Below are 15,063 nucleotides of genomic sequence, written 5' to 3'. Positions count from 1 at the left end.
TCCCGCTGCCTTTTTTATTATTTTACAAATTGTAATTCTTTCGGGAACTTCGTTAAAATTTCTGATCCGTCTTTTGTGATGTAAATATCATCTTCAATACGAACGCCACCTACGTTTGGTACGTAAATACCTGGCTCGATTGTGAAGACCATACCTTCTTTTAATGGAGACTCGTTGCCAGCTTTTACATCTGGATATTCGTGTACGCTAATTCCAAGTCCGTGACCAAGGCGGTGGGGGAAGAAGTCACCGTAACCTGCATCTGCGATAACAGAACGAGCAGCGTTGTCGATTGCGCCAAGTGTAACACCTGGTTTACATGCTTCAACTGCTTGTAGTTGTCCAGCAAGTACAGTGTTGTAAATGCGAGTTTGCTCTTCAGAAATTTCACCGAATGCTACTGTACGTGTAATATCAGAGCAATAACCATCAATGATTACGCCTAAATCAAATAGTACGAAATCGCCGCGTTTCATTTTGTTTGCGCCAGGAATACCGTGTGGAAGAGCAGAGTTCGCACCTGCTAATACCATCGTATCAAATGACATTTTATGTATGCCTTTTGTTTTTAATTCGTGTTCAATAATTGCTAATACTTCTAGCTCGCTGCGGTTTTCTTTAATTGCATTTACACCAACTTCAACAGCATAGTCCGCCATTTTAGCTGCTTCGCGTAAAATAGAAAGTTCTTTTTCATCTTTAATTAAACGAAGTTCGCGAACTTTCTCCTCAGCTGATTTGAAAGCTGCATTTGGGAATAATTTCTTTAATTCTTCGTAGCGCTCTACGTTTAAATGTTCTTTTTCAATTGCAACTGCATTTGCATTGATGCCGCGGTCTTTAATTGCTTTTGCAATCATATCCCATGGTCTGTCAGTATCAGTAAATCCGATAATTTCATGTGCCCAGCCAGCGTTACGTGCTTGGCCTTCTTCCATTTTAGGGCAAATTAAAATAGGTTCTTTTTCTTGGAATACAAACATACCAAGAAGTCTTTCGTGTGGTTCACAGTGGAAGTTTGTCATGTAGAAGACGTTCGGTGTAGAAGTTAAGAACGCAGCTTCTACGTTTTTTTCTTTTAGCCATTGCATTAAATTTTCTAATCTAGCATTCATCGATTGGCACCCCCGAGATATTTAATTACAAATATAACTTTAACTCGGAAGAAAGCGTTATGACAAGTAAATAGATGTTAGAAAAGACAGGGGATTGAAAAATCATGTAGAATAAAAAGTGAGAATGTGAATAGGGGAGGAATGTAATAATGAAAGTATCTTATCATGGACATTCAGTTGTGAAAATTGAGGCGAATGGAAAAGTTATTTTAATTGACCCGTTTTTAACAGGTAATCCGAGAACAGATTTAAAAGCTGAAGATGTAAAAGTGGATGCAATCCTTTTATCGCATGGACACGGTGATCATGTTGGAGATACAGTAGAACTTGCGAAGAAAAATAATGCAGTTGTTGTAGCGCCATTTGAACTAGCAACATTTTTAAGTTGGCAAGGTGTAAATACACACCCGATGCATATTGGTGGTTCACATGAATTTGACTTCGGAAAAGTGAAGTTTACACAAGCATTCCACGGCTCTAGTTATATTGATGAAGAAAATAAGACGATTACATATACAGGTATGCCAGCAGGTATTTTATTTACAGCAGAAGAGAGAACTGTATACCACGCAGGAGATACTGCACTATTCTCTGATATGAAGTTAATTGGGGAATTAAATAAAGTTGATCTAGCATTTTTACCAATTGGTGATAATTTCACAATGGGACCAGAAGATGCTGTACTAGCGGCAAAATGGATTAATGCGAAAACTGTTGTACCGATGCATTACAATACGTTCCCAGTTATTGAACAAGATCCATATCAATTTGTAGAAAAGCTACAAAATTGTACAGGGAAAGTATTAGAAGCTGGAGAAAGTATTACACTATAGAAAAGAAACCCTTCATTTGAAAAGAAAAGTGAAGGGTTTTTACGTGTGTAGGACAGCTTTTAATACTTGTATTTGTTTTGGTGATTCTTTTCTTTTGGTACGTGGCTGTTCAGGTGTTTCATTCAATTCCATTGTAACTTTTTTACCATCTACGAAAGCTAAAAATACAGCACCTACAACCTCTAAAAGTTTTTTCATCATGTGTTCGCTCCTTTGATTTATTTCTTGTCTTAATTGTATAGGTAATCAAGTGTGCGAACTATCGAATGAGATGACAATAGCATTACATTGTTGTAATAGAATGACTGGTGGAATGTAAGAGTCATTTTGTTATAAAAAAAATAGTACAGGTATGCAAAGAGAGAGTGTAACAGTTTTGAAAATATAGTATACTGAAAGTACAACACATGAAGAATTTAGGGAAAAGAAAGTATGGTGAAACCATTTGGCTACCAAGCATAACCAAATTTTAGAACATATTAATAGCCTGCCAGTAGGCCATAAAATTTCTGTAAGACAAATTGCGAAAGATTTGAGTGTAAGTGAAGGGACCGCTTACCGTGCAATTAAAGATGCAGAAAATAAAGGGTATGTTAGTACAATTGAACGTGTCGGAACAATTCGAATTGAACAAAAGAAGAAAGAGAATATCGAAAAACTGACATATGCAGAAGTCGTTAACATTGTCGACGGTCAAGTACTTGGAGGCAGAGAAGGACTACATAAAACGTTAAATAAATTCGTAATCGGGGCAATGAAATTAGAAGCGATGATGCGCTATACAGAAGCTGGGAACTTACTTATTGTCGGTAACCGTACGAACGCACATCAATTAGCGTTAGAAACTGGAGCCGCTGTATTAATTACGGGCGGATTTGATACGGAAGATCATGTGAAGAAATTAGCAGATGAATTAAAACTGCCGATTATTTCAAGTAGTTACGATACCTTTACAGTTGCAACGTTAATTAACCGTGCGATTTACGATCAGCTTATTAAGAAAGAAATTGTACTCGTTGAAGATATTTTAACGCCAATTGAAGAAACATTATATTTAAAGCCAAATGATACAGTGCAGCAATGGCATGCCTATAATGAAGAGACGATGCACGGAAGGTATCCGATTGTTGATGAAAGTAACAAAGTGCTAGGAATCGTGACTTCAAAAGATATGATCGGTGTAGCGAAAGAAACACCAATTGATAAAGTAATGACAAAACACCCAATTACAGTGAACGGTAAAATGTCTGTCGCAGCTGCGGCACGTATGATGGTGTGGGAAGGTATTGAGTTACTTCCTGTTGTTGATGAAGGAAATAAACTACAAGGTATTATTAGCCGTCAAGATGTACTTCAGGCACTGCAAATGATTCAACGTCAGCCACAAGTTGGAGAAACCATTGATGATATTGTAACGAATCAATTTATGACGCCGAAAGAAGCGAAGAATGAGCATCTATATCAATTTTCGGTGACGCCGCAAATGACGAACTCAATCGGAACGTTATCGTACGGTGTATTTGCAACAATTGTGACAGAAGCGACAAATCGCGTCATTCGTGCGCAAAAGAAAAGCGATTTAATTGTTGAAAACTTAACGATTTATTTCGTAAAGCCGGTTCAAATTGATAATGTTGTATCTGTTCATCCGAAAGTATTAGAAATTGGGCGTAAATTTGGTAAGGTCGATGTAGAGGTGCATCATGAAGGTAATGTTGTTGGAAAGGCATTACTTATGGTGCAGTTAATCGATAAATAAAAGATGGAACAAATCGTTTTGATTTGTTCCATCTTTTTTTGTTGTTTTAAATTTGAAAGGCATGATTTTAGATGGGAGTTTTAGTGAAATATGTATGGAGTGGAAAAGTAACGTAAGAAAAGACAGAATAGTAATTCGATTTGGCTGTATATTGTGTTATGATTATATTGTAAGAAAATGGAATTCTGAAAGGTGGTATGCATTATGTCGTCAGCCGTACTCTTTTTTGGTAGTATCGCACTATTTTACTTTCTTGTAATGATACCGATCCAATATTTATATTTACAAGGTTTACATGAAAAAAAGGAAAAGACAGGATTATCTCAGCGAGAGCTATATGAAAAAATGTCTTTTGGAGAAGAACAACTACATTTTCATGTACAAGGTAACCCATTTAATATACCATCTGCGTTTGTTGCATATATGATTTTGAAAGTTAAGGGACGTAAAAAAGCATCACAATATTGATGCTTTTTTATGTTGCTTCATAGACTTCGGCTTCTTTAACTGCTAATGGCAAGAAATGTTTGTATTGGCGAAACCCGTTAAATACACTTGCACTACCAAATAGAACGAATAAAACACCAACGATAATACGAGCGGTTGAAAGTTCTAAAAAGAATTGGTTTATCCCGAAAAATAAAACGAATGAACCGAGTGCCATTGCGGATTTTCCTGAGAGCCAACCTTTCTCCATTGGGCGGTTTGTACGAAAGTATTTTGTTTTGTAAAAGAGGTACAACATAAATGAGACGATAATACAGAAGACTAATACTGGCATAATGAACACTCCCATCGCTTTGTGAAAAATAATAGAAAAGAAAAAGAAATATCTAAACTTTCTAACTTTTATTATAAAGCAATTGTTCGCATGTATGAAATACTTTCCGTTATAATGGAGGATAAAGTGAAGAAGTTGATTAAAAAGGAGATTATACATATGCATGAGCAAATTTTAGGAGCAATTAAAGAGTTTGATACAATTATTATTCATCGCCACGTGCGTCCGGACCCAGATGCGTTAGGTTCACAGGGTGGTCTTGGTACAATTCTACAAGAATCGTTTCCAGAGAAAAATATTTATACGGTTGGGTACAATGAACCGTCACTAGCATACTTACGAGTAATGGATGATATTGAAGATAGTGTATACGAAAATGCGCTTGTTATTGTTTGTGATACTGCGAATCAAGAACGGGTTGACGATCAACGCTATACAAAAGGGAAGATGTTAATTAAAATTGATCATCATCCAAATGAAGATCCATATGGAGATATTACGTGGGTAGACACGACAGCGAGTTCTACAAGTGAAATGATTTATGAGTTTTATAACTATGGAAAAGATAAAGGATTAAAAATAACAAAAGAAGCAGCTCGCCTTATTTTAGCAGGAATTGTTGGAGATACAGGTCGTTTCTTATTCCCAAATACGACAGCAAAAACACTTCGTTACGTAAGTGAGCTTGTTGATATGGGTGTGAAATTCACAGATTTATACAATGAAATGTATAAGACAAAAGAAAAAATTGCTCGTTTAAACGGTTATATTTTACAAAACTTTACGATGGTAGAAGAAGGAGCAGCTTACATTAAATTAACGAAAGAAGTATTAGAAGAGTTTGATGTACTTCCTTCTGAAGCATCTGGTGTTGTTGGAGCGCTTGGCAATATTGATGGATTAAAGGCGTGGGTTCTATTTTTAGAGGAAGATGACGTAATTCGTGTTCGTCTTCGTTCAAAAGGACCAGTTATAAACAAATTGGCAATGCAATATAACGGCGGAGGGCATCCGATGGCTTCTGGTGCCAAGGCATCTTCTTGGGAAGAAGCGGATCGTCTTTTTGCTGATTTACGTGAGATTTGTAAATAAAAGACTATATGTTAGAACGAAAAGAAGGAGCGGCGCTAAAGCCCTCCTTCTTTATTTTTCTTTCTCTATAGTAATGCTAATTTCAAGCACTGTATCAAAAGATATTGTATCGACTTTAAAACGGTATAGGCGATCGTAATGTTTGTATGTTTTATTTTCGATTACCTTTTTTAGTAGGTCTTTATTTTTTGCGATACTTTGAATGTTTTTCGTTAAAAGATGCTGGAGATCATTATGAATAGATGTAGTCATATTTTCGAGTGTAAGATTGTCTAAATCGTATTTTTCTCGATTGATAAGTTTTATTTTAATCTCTTGAATGGTTAAGAGCCGTTTATTTTCAGTGTTCAATTTTTCTTGATCTTCGAGAAGGACGTGGAGCTTTGCTTCTTGTTTTTCTATAATTTCTCTTTGTTCTGCTATTTTACTAGCTTGTTCTTGTTGAAAAACACCGTATATGTACAAAAAAATAAACCAGCTCAACACGCCTCCAACAGCAGCACCAGCTAATACTAAGTACCATCTTTTTGCTGTATTGGCACTTGGTACTCTCATACATGTTCCTGCGTTAGCCATTTAATAATAATGAGACCTGTTTGCATACCACCAGTTGCGAAAAAAATAAGGAGAATTTGTTTTACGATATCTTTCATATCTCCGCCAAAGAAACTTCTTTCAAAGCTATAAAAGGTATCGAATGTTCCGCCGATTGCTGCAACGAGTGCCCAAATTCTTAAATTTTGGGCGAATTGATTAATGTAAGTTAGAGCTGGTTTTCCGATAAGAAACGCACCAAATCCACCAATTAATGAACCGCCAAGTATAACCCCAAAGGCAATAAAATAACTAATAATAAGCAGAGAGAAAAAAGTATGTTCTCTTACATCCATCGTCATTCCCCTTTCTTCTTCATATATATGGACAAAGTATAAGAAGTATGTTTTGATTTCCGCTTTCCTCATCACCTATAATAAAAGTAGTCAAATAGGTAAAGAGAGGGTACAACAGTGAAGTTTGTGCATTTACAATGTCAAACCGTTTTTAGTTTATTAAAAAGTGCTTGTAAAATTGATGAGCTTGTAGTCAGGGCGAAAGAACTTGGTTTTTCATCGCTAGCTATTACGGATGAAAATGTTATGTATGGTGTTATTCCGTTTTATAAAGCATGTAAGAAACATGGTATACAGCCTGTTATTGGATTAACCGCTTCTATTTTTAGTGAAGAAGAAGAAAGGTCTTATCCGCTTGTATTACTTGCTGAGAATGAAATAGGCTACCAAAATTTATTAAAGATTTCTAGCAGTATTATGACAAAGTCCAAAGAAGGTATTCCTAAGAAGTGGCTTGCGCATTATGCGAAAGGATTAATTGCTATTTCGCCAGGTAAAGATGGCGAAATTGAGCAATTATTACTAGAAGACAATGAGAGTCAGGCTGAAGAAGTAGCTCGCACGTATCAAAATATGTTCGGCCATTTTTATATGAGTTTGCAGCATCATGCAATTCAAGATGAGTTGCTTTTACAAGAGAAACTACCTGAATTTATTAGTAGGGTTAATATTCCAGTCGTTGCAACAAATGATGTGCGCTATATCAATCAAAGTGACGCGCTTGTTCACGAATGTTTACTATCTGTTGAAAGTGGAACGAAAATGACTGATCCAGATAGGCCGAGGCTGAAAACAGATCAGTATTATTTAAAGTCATCGGATGAAATGGAAGCACTATTTTCCCATGCGCCGGAAGCAATCCAAAATACAATAAAAATTGCAGAGCGTTGCCAAGTAGAAATACCGTTCCATGTAAATCAACTTCCGAAGTTTCCTGTTCCGTCTAATGAAACGAGTGATATATACTTGCGTCGTGTTTGTGAAGAAGGTTTGCGGAAACGATATGGTGAACCGAAAGAAGTGCATATAAAGCGTTTGGATCATGAATTAAATGTTATTTCTCGTATGGGATTTAGTGATTATTTCCTCATCGTATGGGATTTTATGAAGTATGCACATGAAAATCATATTCTAACAGGACCAGGTCGTGGATCGGCAGCTGGTTCACTCGTTTCATACGTATTAGAAATTACAGATATTGATCCAATTGAATACGATCTATTATTTGAAAGGTTTTTAAATCCTGAACGTGTGACGCTTCCTGATATTGATATTGATTTTCCAGACGTAAGACGTGATGAGATGATTCGCTATGTGAAAGATAAATACGGTCAGCTCCGTGTTGCGCAAATTGTAACGTTTGGTACGCTTGCAGCAAAAGCGGCAATTAGAGACATTGCCCGCGTAATGGGGCTTCCGCCGCGAGATATTGATATATTTTCAAAACTTATCCCATCAAAGCTTGGTATAACGTTAAAAGATGCATATGAAGAATCACAATCACTTCGTGAGTTTATACAAGGGAATCTTTTGCATGAGCGTGTGTTTGAAATCGCAAAACGTGTAGAAGGTTTACCACGTCATACGTCTATTCATGCGGCTGGTGTTATTATGAGTCAAGAACCGCTAACAGGCAGTGTAGCAATTCAAGAAGGACATAACGATGTTTATGTTACGCAATATCCAGCCGATGCGCTAGAAGAACTTGGGTTGCTTAAGATGGACTTTTTAGGATTACGTAATTTAACGTTACTTGAAAATATTATAAAATTTATCGCCAACAAAACTGGGAAAGAAATCGATATAAGAAACTTACCTCTTCAAGATGAAAAGACATTCCAATTATTAGGGAGAGGAGATACAACAGGTGTATTCCAGCTTGAGTCAGGCGGTATGCGAAATGTACTTCGCGGGTTAAAACCGAATGAGTTTGAAGATATCGTAGCTGTTAACTCGTTATACAGACCAGGACCGATGGAACAGATACCGACTTTTATTGAATCGAAACATGGAAAAAGAAAAATCGAATATTTACATCCGGATTTAAAGCCAATTTTAGAAAGAACATACGGCGTCATTGTATACCAAGAACAAATTATGCAAATTGCATCGAAGTTAGCAGGGTTTTCGCTTGGAGAAGCAGATTTACTGCGCCGTGCAGTGAGTAAAAAAAATCGTGATATTTTAGATCAGGAACGTAAGCATTTCGTCCAGGGATGTTTGCGAAATGGATATGATGAGACGTCTGCTGAAAAAATTTATGATTTAATTGTAAGATTTGCGAATTACGGTTTTAACCGAAGTCACGCTGTAGCTTACAGTATGATCGGATATCAGCTTGCCTATTTGAAAGCGAACTATACGCTGGAATTTATGACGGCATTATTATCAAGCGCAATTGGAAATGAAGATAAAATTGTACAGTATATACGAGAAACGAAGCGGAAAGGTTTTCACGTTTTGCCGCCGTCTCTTCAGAGAAGTGGTTATAACTTCCAAATAGAAGGGAATGCGATACGTTACAGTTTACTTTCGATCCGAAATATTGGAATGGCTACAGTGACGGCATTATTAGAAGAACGAGAGAAAAAAATGTTCGAAGATTTATTTGAATTTTGTCTCCGTATGCCGTCAAAGTTCGTAACGGAGCGTAATTTAGAAGCTTTCGTCTGGTCGGGATGTTTTGATGATTTTGGTGTTTCGAGAACGAATTTATGGAAAAGTATTAAAGGGGCGTTAGAGTACGCGAATCTCGCACGTGATTTAGGAGATGCTGTTCCAAAATCAAAATATGTACAAGGAGAAGAGCTATCTTTTATTGAACAACTAAATAAAGAGAAGGAAGTACTTGGCTTTTATTTATCAAGTTATCCGACAGCGCAATATGTGAAGTTAGCAAAAGAATTAGAAATTCCATCTCTCGCTCAGGCGATGCGACACAAGAAAAAAGTACAAAGAGCTATTGTGTATATAACAAGTGTTAGAGTGATTCGTACGAAAAAGTTTCAAAAGATGGCATTTATTACATTCTGTGATCAAAATGATGAAATGGAAGCGGTCCTCTTCCCGGAAACGTATATACATTTCTCGGATAAGTTGCAAGAAGGAGCAATTGTTTTAGTTGACGGTACGATTGAGCTAAGAAATCATAAGCTGCAATGGATTGTAAATGGACTATATCCGCTAGAGGAAATGGATGTTTATGAAGAAAAGAAAGACGCATCTGTTTACGTGAAATTGCCATCTCAGTATGAGAAAAAGCTTTTAAATCGGGTTACGAAAATATTGTTCGACTATTCAGGTTTTGCGAAAGTACTAATTTATTATGAAAAGGAACATAAAATGGTACAATTATCTCGGAGTTTATCGATTCATCCAAGTGAAGAATGTTTAGGAGCACTTCGTGAAATTGTCGGGGAAGAAAATGTAGTTGTGAAAATATAATGGACAATTTCCCTACACTTCGATTATTATAGTAGTAGTGTTCGTGGTCAGACCACTTGGAGAAATTGATATCAGCAAGAATAATTTGAGGAGAGTGGATAGTTTGTCAACACTTCGTGAAGAAGCACTTCACATGCATAAAGTGCATCAAGGAAAATTAGAAACTGTATCAAAAGTAAAAGTAGAAAATGCAAAAGATTTAAGTCTTGCATATTCTCCAGGGGTTGCAGAACCTTGTAAAGAAATTTATGACGATAAAAGTAAGGTATATGAATATACGATGAAGGGAAATATGGTAGCAGTTGTGACAGATGGAACAGCTGTACTTGGTCTTGGTAACATTGGACCTGAAGCATCTCTTCCAGTAATGGAAGGTAAAGCTGTATTATTCAAGAGCTTTGCTGGTGTAGATGCATTCCCAATTGCCTTAAATACAAACGATGTAGATAAAATTGTTGAAACTGTAAAATTAATGGAGCCAACTTTTGGCGGCGTTAACTTAGAAGATATCGCAGCACCAAACTGCTTCATTATTGAAGAGCGTTTGAAAAAAGAAACAAATATTCCTATCTTCCATGATGATCAACACGGAACAGCTATTGTAACAGTAGCAGGTCTTGTAAATGCACTGAAATTAGTTGGAAAGAAAATGTCTGACATTAAAGTTGTCGCAAATGGCGCAGGTGCAGCAGGTATTGCAATTATTAAACTTTTATATCGCTATGGTGTACGCGACATTATTATGTGTGACCGTAAAGGGGCAATCTATGATGGTCGTCCTACAGGTATGAATCCGGTGAAGGATGAAGTTGCAAAATATACAAATAAGAATCGTATAGAAGGTTCTTTAGCTGATGTTGTACAAGGTGCAGACGTATTCATTGGTGTATCTGCAGAAGGTGCATTAACAGAAGAGATGGTTCGTACAATGAATGACGATGCGATTATTTTTGCAATGGCGAATCCAGTTCCAGAAATTATGCCAGAATTGGCAAAAGCAGCGGGCGCAGCTGTTGTTGGAACAGGTCGTTCTGACTTCCCGAACCAAGTAAATAATGTACTGGCGTTCCCTGGTATTTTCCGCGGTGCACTTGACGTACATGCGACACAAATTAACGAAGAAATGAAGATGGCAGCTGTACAGGCTATTGCTGAGCTTGTAGCAGAAGATGAGTTAAATGCAGACTATATCATTCCGGCACCATTTGACGCGCGTGTAGCGCCTCAAGTAGCGGCTTACGTTGCAAAAGCAGCAATGGAGACAGGAGTAGCTCGCCGTCAAGTAGATCCAAATGAGATCGCTGAAAAAACAAAACAATTAGCGCTGATTGGTAAAGAATAAGCGAGGAAATTCCATTGACATCATCAAATACAAAAGTATATCTCGAAATTGTAAAAAAAATCCGTTCCATTATGGAAGAGGATGGATTGGTGGCGGGGGATCGTTTGCCGTCTGAGCGTGAGTTAAGTTCACGCTTAAACGTAGGACGTTCCTCTGTAAGAGAAGCATTGCGTGCTTTAGAACTGGTAGGATTGATTGAAACGAGACGTGGTGAAGGGACGTTTATTCGAAACTTTTATGATAACGGTCTTGTACAATTAATTGCTCCGTTCTTATTGCAAGATGAGAAAACAATTCGTGATTTATTACAAACGAAACGATTACTCGAGAAAGATATGATTCGAATTGTATGTAATTTACCGAAAGAAACGTTTTCTAAAGTGCTAAGTAAATTACACCAAGTACTTGAAGGAAATGAAAACTCAATCCCAACGCTTCATCAAACGTTCTTTAAAACACTTATTGAACAAGTCGATAATTATTTACTATATCGCATTTGGATGATCGTAAATGATTACGTATCAACGCTTTCTTGTAAAGTTTCAAGAGATTCTATCGATATGTATAGAAAGCTTTACGCTACTTTGGAAGAAAAACAAGAAAATGATGCACTAAAAATTTACGATGAATTAGTAGAGAATATACAGTTTCACTCGTAATGTATAAAATTTGTCGAAATGACCATGACACGTTATGACAAACATTCTACCGCGTAGCGGTTAAAGTTAAACGTAAAGAGTGAGGTTATTAGACAGATTGAGAAGATAAGGCTAACATCAAACTTTGGTGTTAGCCCCATTTTCTTCTTACGCTAACCTTAGCTCTCAACGAAGGGGGTCAAATTGTGCTAAGAGATTTATTCGTGAAAAAGAAAAAGTACGCTGCAATACCTTCAGAACAAGTACGAAAAGATGTGCCAGATGGCGTTATGACAAAATGTCCGGAATGTAAAAAAATCATGTATACGAAAGAACTTCTAAAAAATTTAAAAGTATGTGTGAATTGTGGATATCATCATCCTATGAATGCATGGGAACGTCTTGATAGTATATTGGACGAAGGGTCATTCCGTGAGTATGACAAAGAAATGGTTTCATTAAATCCACTCGAGTTTCCAGGTTATGAAGAGAAACTAGAGAGCGATCGTAAGAAGACTGAATTGAACGAAGCGGTTGTAACTGGTGAAGGAACAATTGATGACATGCTTGTTGTTGTTGCAGTAATGGATTCTCGTTTTCGAATGGGGAGCATGGGCTCTGTAGTAGGAGAAAAAATCGCCCGTGCGGTTGAAAAGGCGTACGACTTACAAGTTCCATTTATTATCTTTACTGCTTCGGGTGGTGCCCGTATGCAAGAAGGTATATTAAGTTTAATGCAAATGGCAAAAACAAGCGTAGCTTTGAAAAAGCATAGTAATGCAGGAGGATTATTTATTTCTGTTATGACTCACCCAACGACGGGCGGGGTTTCAGCGAGTTTCGCTTCACTTGGTGATTATAATCTTGCAGAACCAGGTGCACTTATCGGATTTGCTGGTAGACGTGTAATTGAACAAACGGTGCGTGAGAAACTACCGGAAGATTTCCAAACGGCAGAATTCTTACTAGATCATGGTCAATTAGATGCGGTGGTGCATCGTGATGATATGAGAGAATCGCTTCGTAAGATTTTAGAAGTTCATCAAGGAGGGGAAGTGGCTGTATGGCAGAGCTAGAATTTGAAAAACCAGTTGTTGAGCTAAGAAATAAGATTCGTGAACTGAAAGACTATACGAAAAACAGCCAGATGGACTTCAGTGAGGAGATTCGTATTTTGGAAGAAAAGCTAGAAAATTTAGAGGAAGATATATACGGCAATCTAAAAGTATGGGACCGTGTTCAAATTGCTCGTCATGCAGAACGACCGACAACGCTCGATTATATTGAGCACTTATTTACTGATTTTTTCGAATGTCATGGAGATCGTCTATTTGGCGATGATGCAGCGATTGTCGGCGGCATTGCGAAATATAAAGGGATGCCTGTAACTGTAATTGGGCATCAGCGCGGAAAAGATACGAAAGAAAATATTCGCCGTAACTTTGGAATGCCTCATCCAGAAGGATATCGAAAAGCACTGCGTCTCATGAAACAAGCGGAAAAGTTTAATCGTCCTATTATTTGTTTCATCGATACGAAGGGAGCTTATCCTGGTAAAGCAGCTGAAGAACGTGGACAAAGTGAAGCTATTGCCCGCAACCTATTTGAGATGGCAGGTTTAACGGTACCAGTTATTTGTATCGTTATCGGTGAAGGCGGTAGTGGTGGTGCGCTAGGCCTTGGAGTAGGAGATTACATTCATATGCTAGAAAATTCCACTTATTCTGTTATTACACCAGAGGGTGCAGCGGCAATTCTTTGGAAAGATGCAGGAAAAGCAAAGGAAGCTGCAGAGGCAATGAAAATTACAGCAGCAGATTTGAAAGAATTAGGTGTAATTGATGAAATTATTCCAGAGACAAAAGGTGGAGCTCACCGTAATATTTTGAAACAGTCAGAAAATATAGACTTAATAATTAGAAAAACTTTTGAACAATTAAACGGAATTTCGAAAGATGAATTAATCGAAAAACGTTATGAAAAATATATGAAAATTGGGCAAGTTTCGTTTTCAAACGCTTCCATTGGGATAAAATAAGAAAAGCGTGCGTTCCTCTTCGCGAATGCACGTTTTTATTATGAAAAGACACATCTTCTCCATTGTGTTTTTATATTTTTTCGTGTTATTTTATTATAAGGCAAATAATCTTTATGAGGTGAGTACAAATGAAACGTATTGGTGTATTAACAAGTGGTGGAGATTCACCTGGTATGAATGCTGCCATTCGTGCAGTTGTTCGTAAAGCGATTTTCCATGATATTGAAGTATATGGTATTTACCATGGATACGCTGGATTAATTTCTGGTCACATTGAAAAATTAGAACTTGGTTCTGTTGGCGATATTATCCACCGCGGTGGTACGAAATTATATACAGCAAGATGTCCTGAGTTTAAAGACCCAGAAGTACGACTAAAAGGTATCGAGCAATTAAAGAAACATGGTATCGAAGGACTTGTTGTTATTGGTGGAGATGGTTCTTACCAAGGCGCTAAAAAATTAACTGAACAAGGATTCCCATGTGTTGGTGTACCAGGTACAATCGACAATGATATCCCTGGAACAGACTTCACAATTGGTTTCGATACAGCTTTAAACACTGTTATTGATGCAATTGATAAAATCCGTGATACAGCTACATCTCATGAACGTACATATGTTATCGAAGTAATGGGACGTCATGCTGGAGATATCGCATTATGGGCTGGTTTAGCTGATGGTGCAGAAACAATCTTAATTCCAGAAGAAGAGTATGACATGGATGATGTAATCGCTCGTCTAAAACGTGGTAGCGAACGTGGTAAAAAACACAGTATTATCATTGTAGCTGAAGGTGTTGGAAGTGCAATTGACATCGGTAAGCACATTGAAGAAGCAACAAACTTTGATACTCGTGTAACTGTATTAGGTCACGTACAACGTGGTGGATCACCAAGTGCACAAGACCGTGTATTAGCAAGTCGTCTTGGTGCAAGAGCAGTTGAGTTGTTAATTGCTGGTAAAGGTGGACGTTGTGTAGGTATTCAAGATAATAAACTTGTTGATCATGACATTATCGAAGCGTTAGCTCAAAAGCATACAATCGATAAAGATATGTATCAATTATCTAAAGAATTATCCATCTAATCGGCGTAATGTCAGATATTTGGGAACGGTTTCATAATTTTCG

15 protein-coding genes are annotated in these 15,063 nt (G+C 37.3%); 10 read left to right on the top strand and 5 right to left on the bottom strand.

Annotated features, from left to right (window positions below; translation table 11 throughout):
* Positions 1-17: 17 nt before the first annotated feature.
* The gene (gene pepQ, locus N2V80_RS23020; protein ID WP_000994024.1) at positions 18-1,115 is read right to left on the bottom strand and encodes a Xaa-Pro dipeptidase; all 1,098 of its coding nucleotides are present in this window, start codon (positions 1,113-1,115) and stop codon (positions 18-20) included.
* A gap of 149 nt (positions 1,116-1,264) precedes the next feature.
* Between pepQ and N2V80_RS23015 the strand changes: the two genes are divergently transcribed.
* Positions 1,265-1,948, top strand: coding sequence for a metal-dependent hydrolase (locus N2V80_RS23015; protein ID WP_000868930.1), 684 nt, complete (start codon positions 1,265-1,267; stop codon positions 1,946-1,948).
* Positions 1,949-1,987: 39 nt separating this feature from the next.
* On the opposite strand, the gene N2V80_RS23010 is transcribed toward N2V80_RS23015, so the two are convergent.
* A complete protein-coding gene (locus tag N2V80_RS23010; RefSeq protein WP_000976306.1) occupies positions 1,988-2,149 on the bottom strand; it encodes a hypothetical protein in 162 nt (53 codons plus the stop codon).
* A 244-nt stretch (positions 2,150-2,393) separates the two neighbouring features.
* Here N2V80_RS23010 and N2V80_RS23005 point away from each other — a divergent pair, with 244 nt between their 5' ends.
* Positions 2,394-3,707, top strand: a complete 1,314-nt coding sequence (locus N2V80_RS23005) for a CBS domain-containing protein (RefSeq protein ID WP_000201590.1) — start codon at positions 2,394-2,396, stop codon at positions 3,705-3,707.
* A gap of 204 nt (positions 3,708-3,911) precedes the next feature.
* Positions 3,912-4,175, top strand: a complete 264-nt coding sequence (locus tag N2V80_RS23000) for a DUF3949 domain-containing protein (protein WP_000093045.1) — start codon at positions 3,912-3,914, stop codon at positions 4,173-4,175.
* Positions 4,176-4,182: 7 nt separating this feature from the next.
* Here N2V80_RS23000 and N2V80_RS22995 read toward each other — a convergent pair whose 3' ends face one another.
* Positions 4,183-4,488 (bottom strand): YtpI family protein, encoded by a 306-nt coding sequence (locus N2V80_RS22995; protein WP_001144776.1) that lies wholly within the window; start codon positions 4,486-4,488, stop codon positions 4,183-4,185.
* Positions 4,489-4,647: 159 nt separating this feature from the next.
* Here N2V80_RS22995 and N2V80_RS22990 point away from each other — a divergent pair, with 159 nt between their 5' ends.
* Positions 4,648-5,580, top strand: coding sequence for a DHH family phosphoesterase (locus N2V80_RS22990; protein WP_000545136.1), 933 nt, complete (start codon positions 4,648-4,650; stop codon positions 5,578-5,580).
* A gap of 51 nt (positions 5,581-5,631) precedes the next feature.
* Here the strand turns inward: N2V80_RS22990 and ytrI are convergent, their stop codons facing one another.
* Entirely contained in the window at positions 5,632-6,135 is a 504-nt protein-coding gene (ytrI, locus tag N2V80_RS22985) for a sporulation membrane protein YtrI (RefSeq protein ID WP_001265740.1), read from the bottom strand.
* Complete coding sequence (locus N2V80_RS22980; protein WP_002005839.1) at positions 6,132-6,545, bottom strand: YtrH family sporulation protein; 414 nt, start codon at positions 6,543-6,545, stop codon at positions 6,132-6,134. Before N2V80_RS22980 ends, ytrI begins: the two co-directional genes overlap by 4 nt.
* Before the next feature lie 42 nt (positions 6,546-6,587).
* On the opposite strand from N2V80_RS22980, the gene dnaE reads away from it, so the two are divergent.
* The 6 genes from dnaE (at position 6,588) to pfkA (ending at position 15,020) form a co-directional block, all read left to right on the top strand.
* Positions 6,588-9,914, top strand: coding sequence for a DNA polymerase III subunit alpha (gene dnaE, locus N2V80_RS22975; RefSeq protein ID WP_000673729.1), 3,327 nt, complete (start codon positions 6,588-6,590; stop codon positions 9,912-9,914).
* A 133-nt stretch (positions 9,915-10,047) separates the two neighbouring features.
* On the top strand, positions 10,048-11,256 hold the full coding sequence (locus tag N2V80_RS22970; protein ID WP_161508111.1) for an NAD(P)-dependent malic enzyme: 1,209 nt from the start codon (positions 10,048-10,050) through the stop codon (positions 11,254-11,256).
* Positions 11,257-11,270: 14 nt separating this feature from the next.
* Positions 11,271-11,915, top strand: coding sequence for a FadR/GntR family transcriptional regulator (locus tag N2V80_RS22965; RefSeq protein ID WP_000204440.1), 645 nt, complete (start codon positions 11,271-11,273; stop codon positions 11,913-11,915).
* 185 nt (positions 11,916-12,100) lie between these two features.
* Positions 12,101-12,970 (top strand): acetyl-CoA carboxylase, carboxyltransferase subunit beta, encoded by an 870-nt coding sequence (gene accD, locus N2V80_RS22960; protein WP_000942857.1) that lies wholly within the window; start codon positions 12,101-12,103, stop codon positions 12,968-12,970.
* A complete protein-coding gene (gene accA, locus N2V80_RS22955) occupies positions 12,958-13,932 on the top strand; it encodes an acetyl-CoA carboxylase carboxyl transferase subunit alpha (protein WP_000818807.1) in 975 nt (324 codons plus the stop codon). The genes accD and accA overlap by 13 nt, the downstream gene beginning before the upstream one ends.
* Positions 13,933-14,060: 128 nt before the next feature.
* Positions 14,061-15,020: a 6-phosphofructokinase gene (pfkA, locus tag N2V80_RS22950; RefSeq protein WP_000821156.1), complete on the top strand. Its 960-nt coding sequence runs from the start codon at positions 14,061-14,063 to the stop codon at positions 15,018-15,020.
* The last annotated feature ends 43 nt before the right edge of the window (positions 15,021-15,063 follow it).

This window comes from Bacillus sp. FSL W8-0640 (assembly GCF_038007725.1).
GTDB lineage: Bacteria > Bacillota > Bacilli > Bacillales > Bacillaceae_G > Bacillus_A > Bacillus_A cereus.
This window is presented reverse-complemented; position numbering and strand designations above follow the sequence as displayed.

Excerpts from the sequence above, each read along its gene's own strand:
- N2V80_RS23000 (WP_000093045.1), top strand. The coding sequence starts at position 3,912 with ATGTCGTCAGCCGTACTCTTTTTTGGTAGTATCGCACTATTTTACTTT.
- N2V80_RS23010 (WP_000976306.1), bottom strand. The coding sequence starts at position 2,149 with ATGATGAAAAAACTTTTAGAGGTTGTAGGTGCTGTATTTTTAGCTTTC.
- N2V80_RS22970 (WP_161508111.1), top strand. The coding sequence starts at position 10,048 with ATGCATAAAGTGCATCAAGGAAAATTAGAAACTGTATCAAAAGTAAAA.
- N2V80_RS22990 (WP_000545136.1), top strand. The coding sequence starts at position 4,648 with ATGCATGAGCAAATTTTAGGAGCAATTAAAGAGTTTGATACAATTATT.
- pfkA (WP_000821156.1), top strand. The coding sequence starts at position 14,061 with ATGAAACGTATTGGTGTATTAACAAGTGGTGGAGATTCACCTGGTATG.
- pepQ (WP_000994024.1), bottom strand. The coding sequence starts at position 1,115 with ATGAATGCTAGATTAGAAAATTTAATGCAATGGCTAAAAGAAAAAAAC.
- ytrI (WP_001265740.1), bottom strand. The coding sequence starts at position 6,135 with ATGAGAGTACCAAGTGCCAATACAGCAAAAAGATGGTACTTAGTATTA.
- accA (WP_000818807.1), top strand. The coding sequence starts at position 12,958 with ATGGCAGAGCTAGAATTTGAAAAACCAGTTGTTGAGCTAAGAAATAAG.
- N2V80_RS22995 (WP_001144776.1), bottom strand. The coding sequence starts at position 4,488 with ATGCCAGTATTAGTCTTCTGTATTATCGTCTCATTTATGTTGTACCTC.
- N2V80_RS23015 (WP_000868930.1), top strand. The coding sequence starts at position 1,265 with ATGAAAGTATCTTATCATGGACATTCAGTTGTGAAAATTGAGGCGAAT.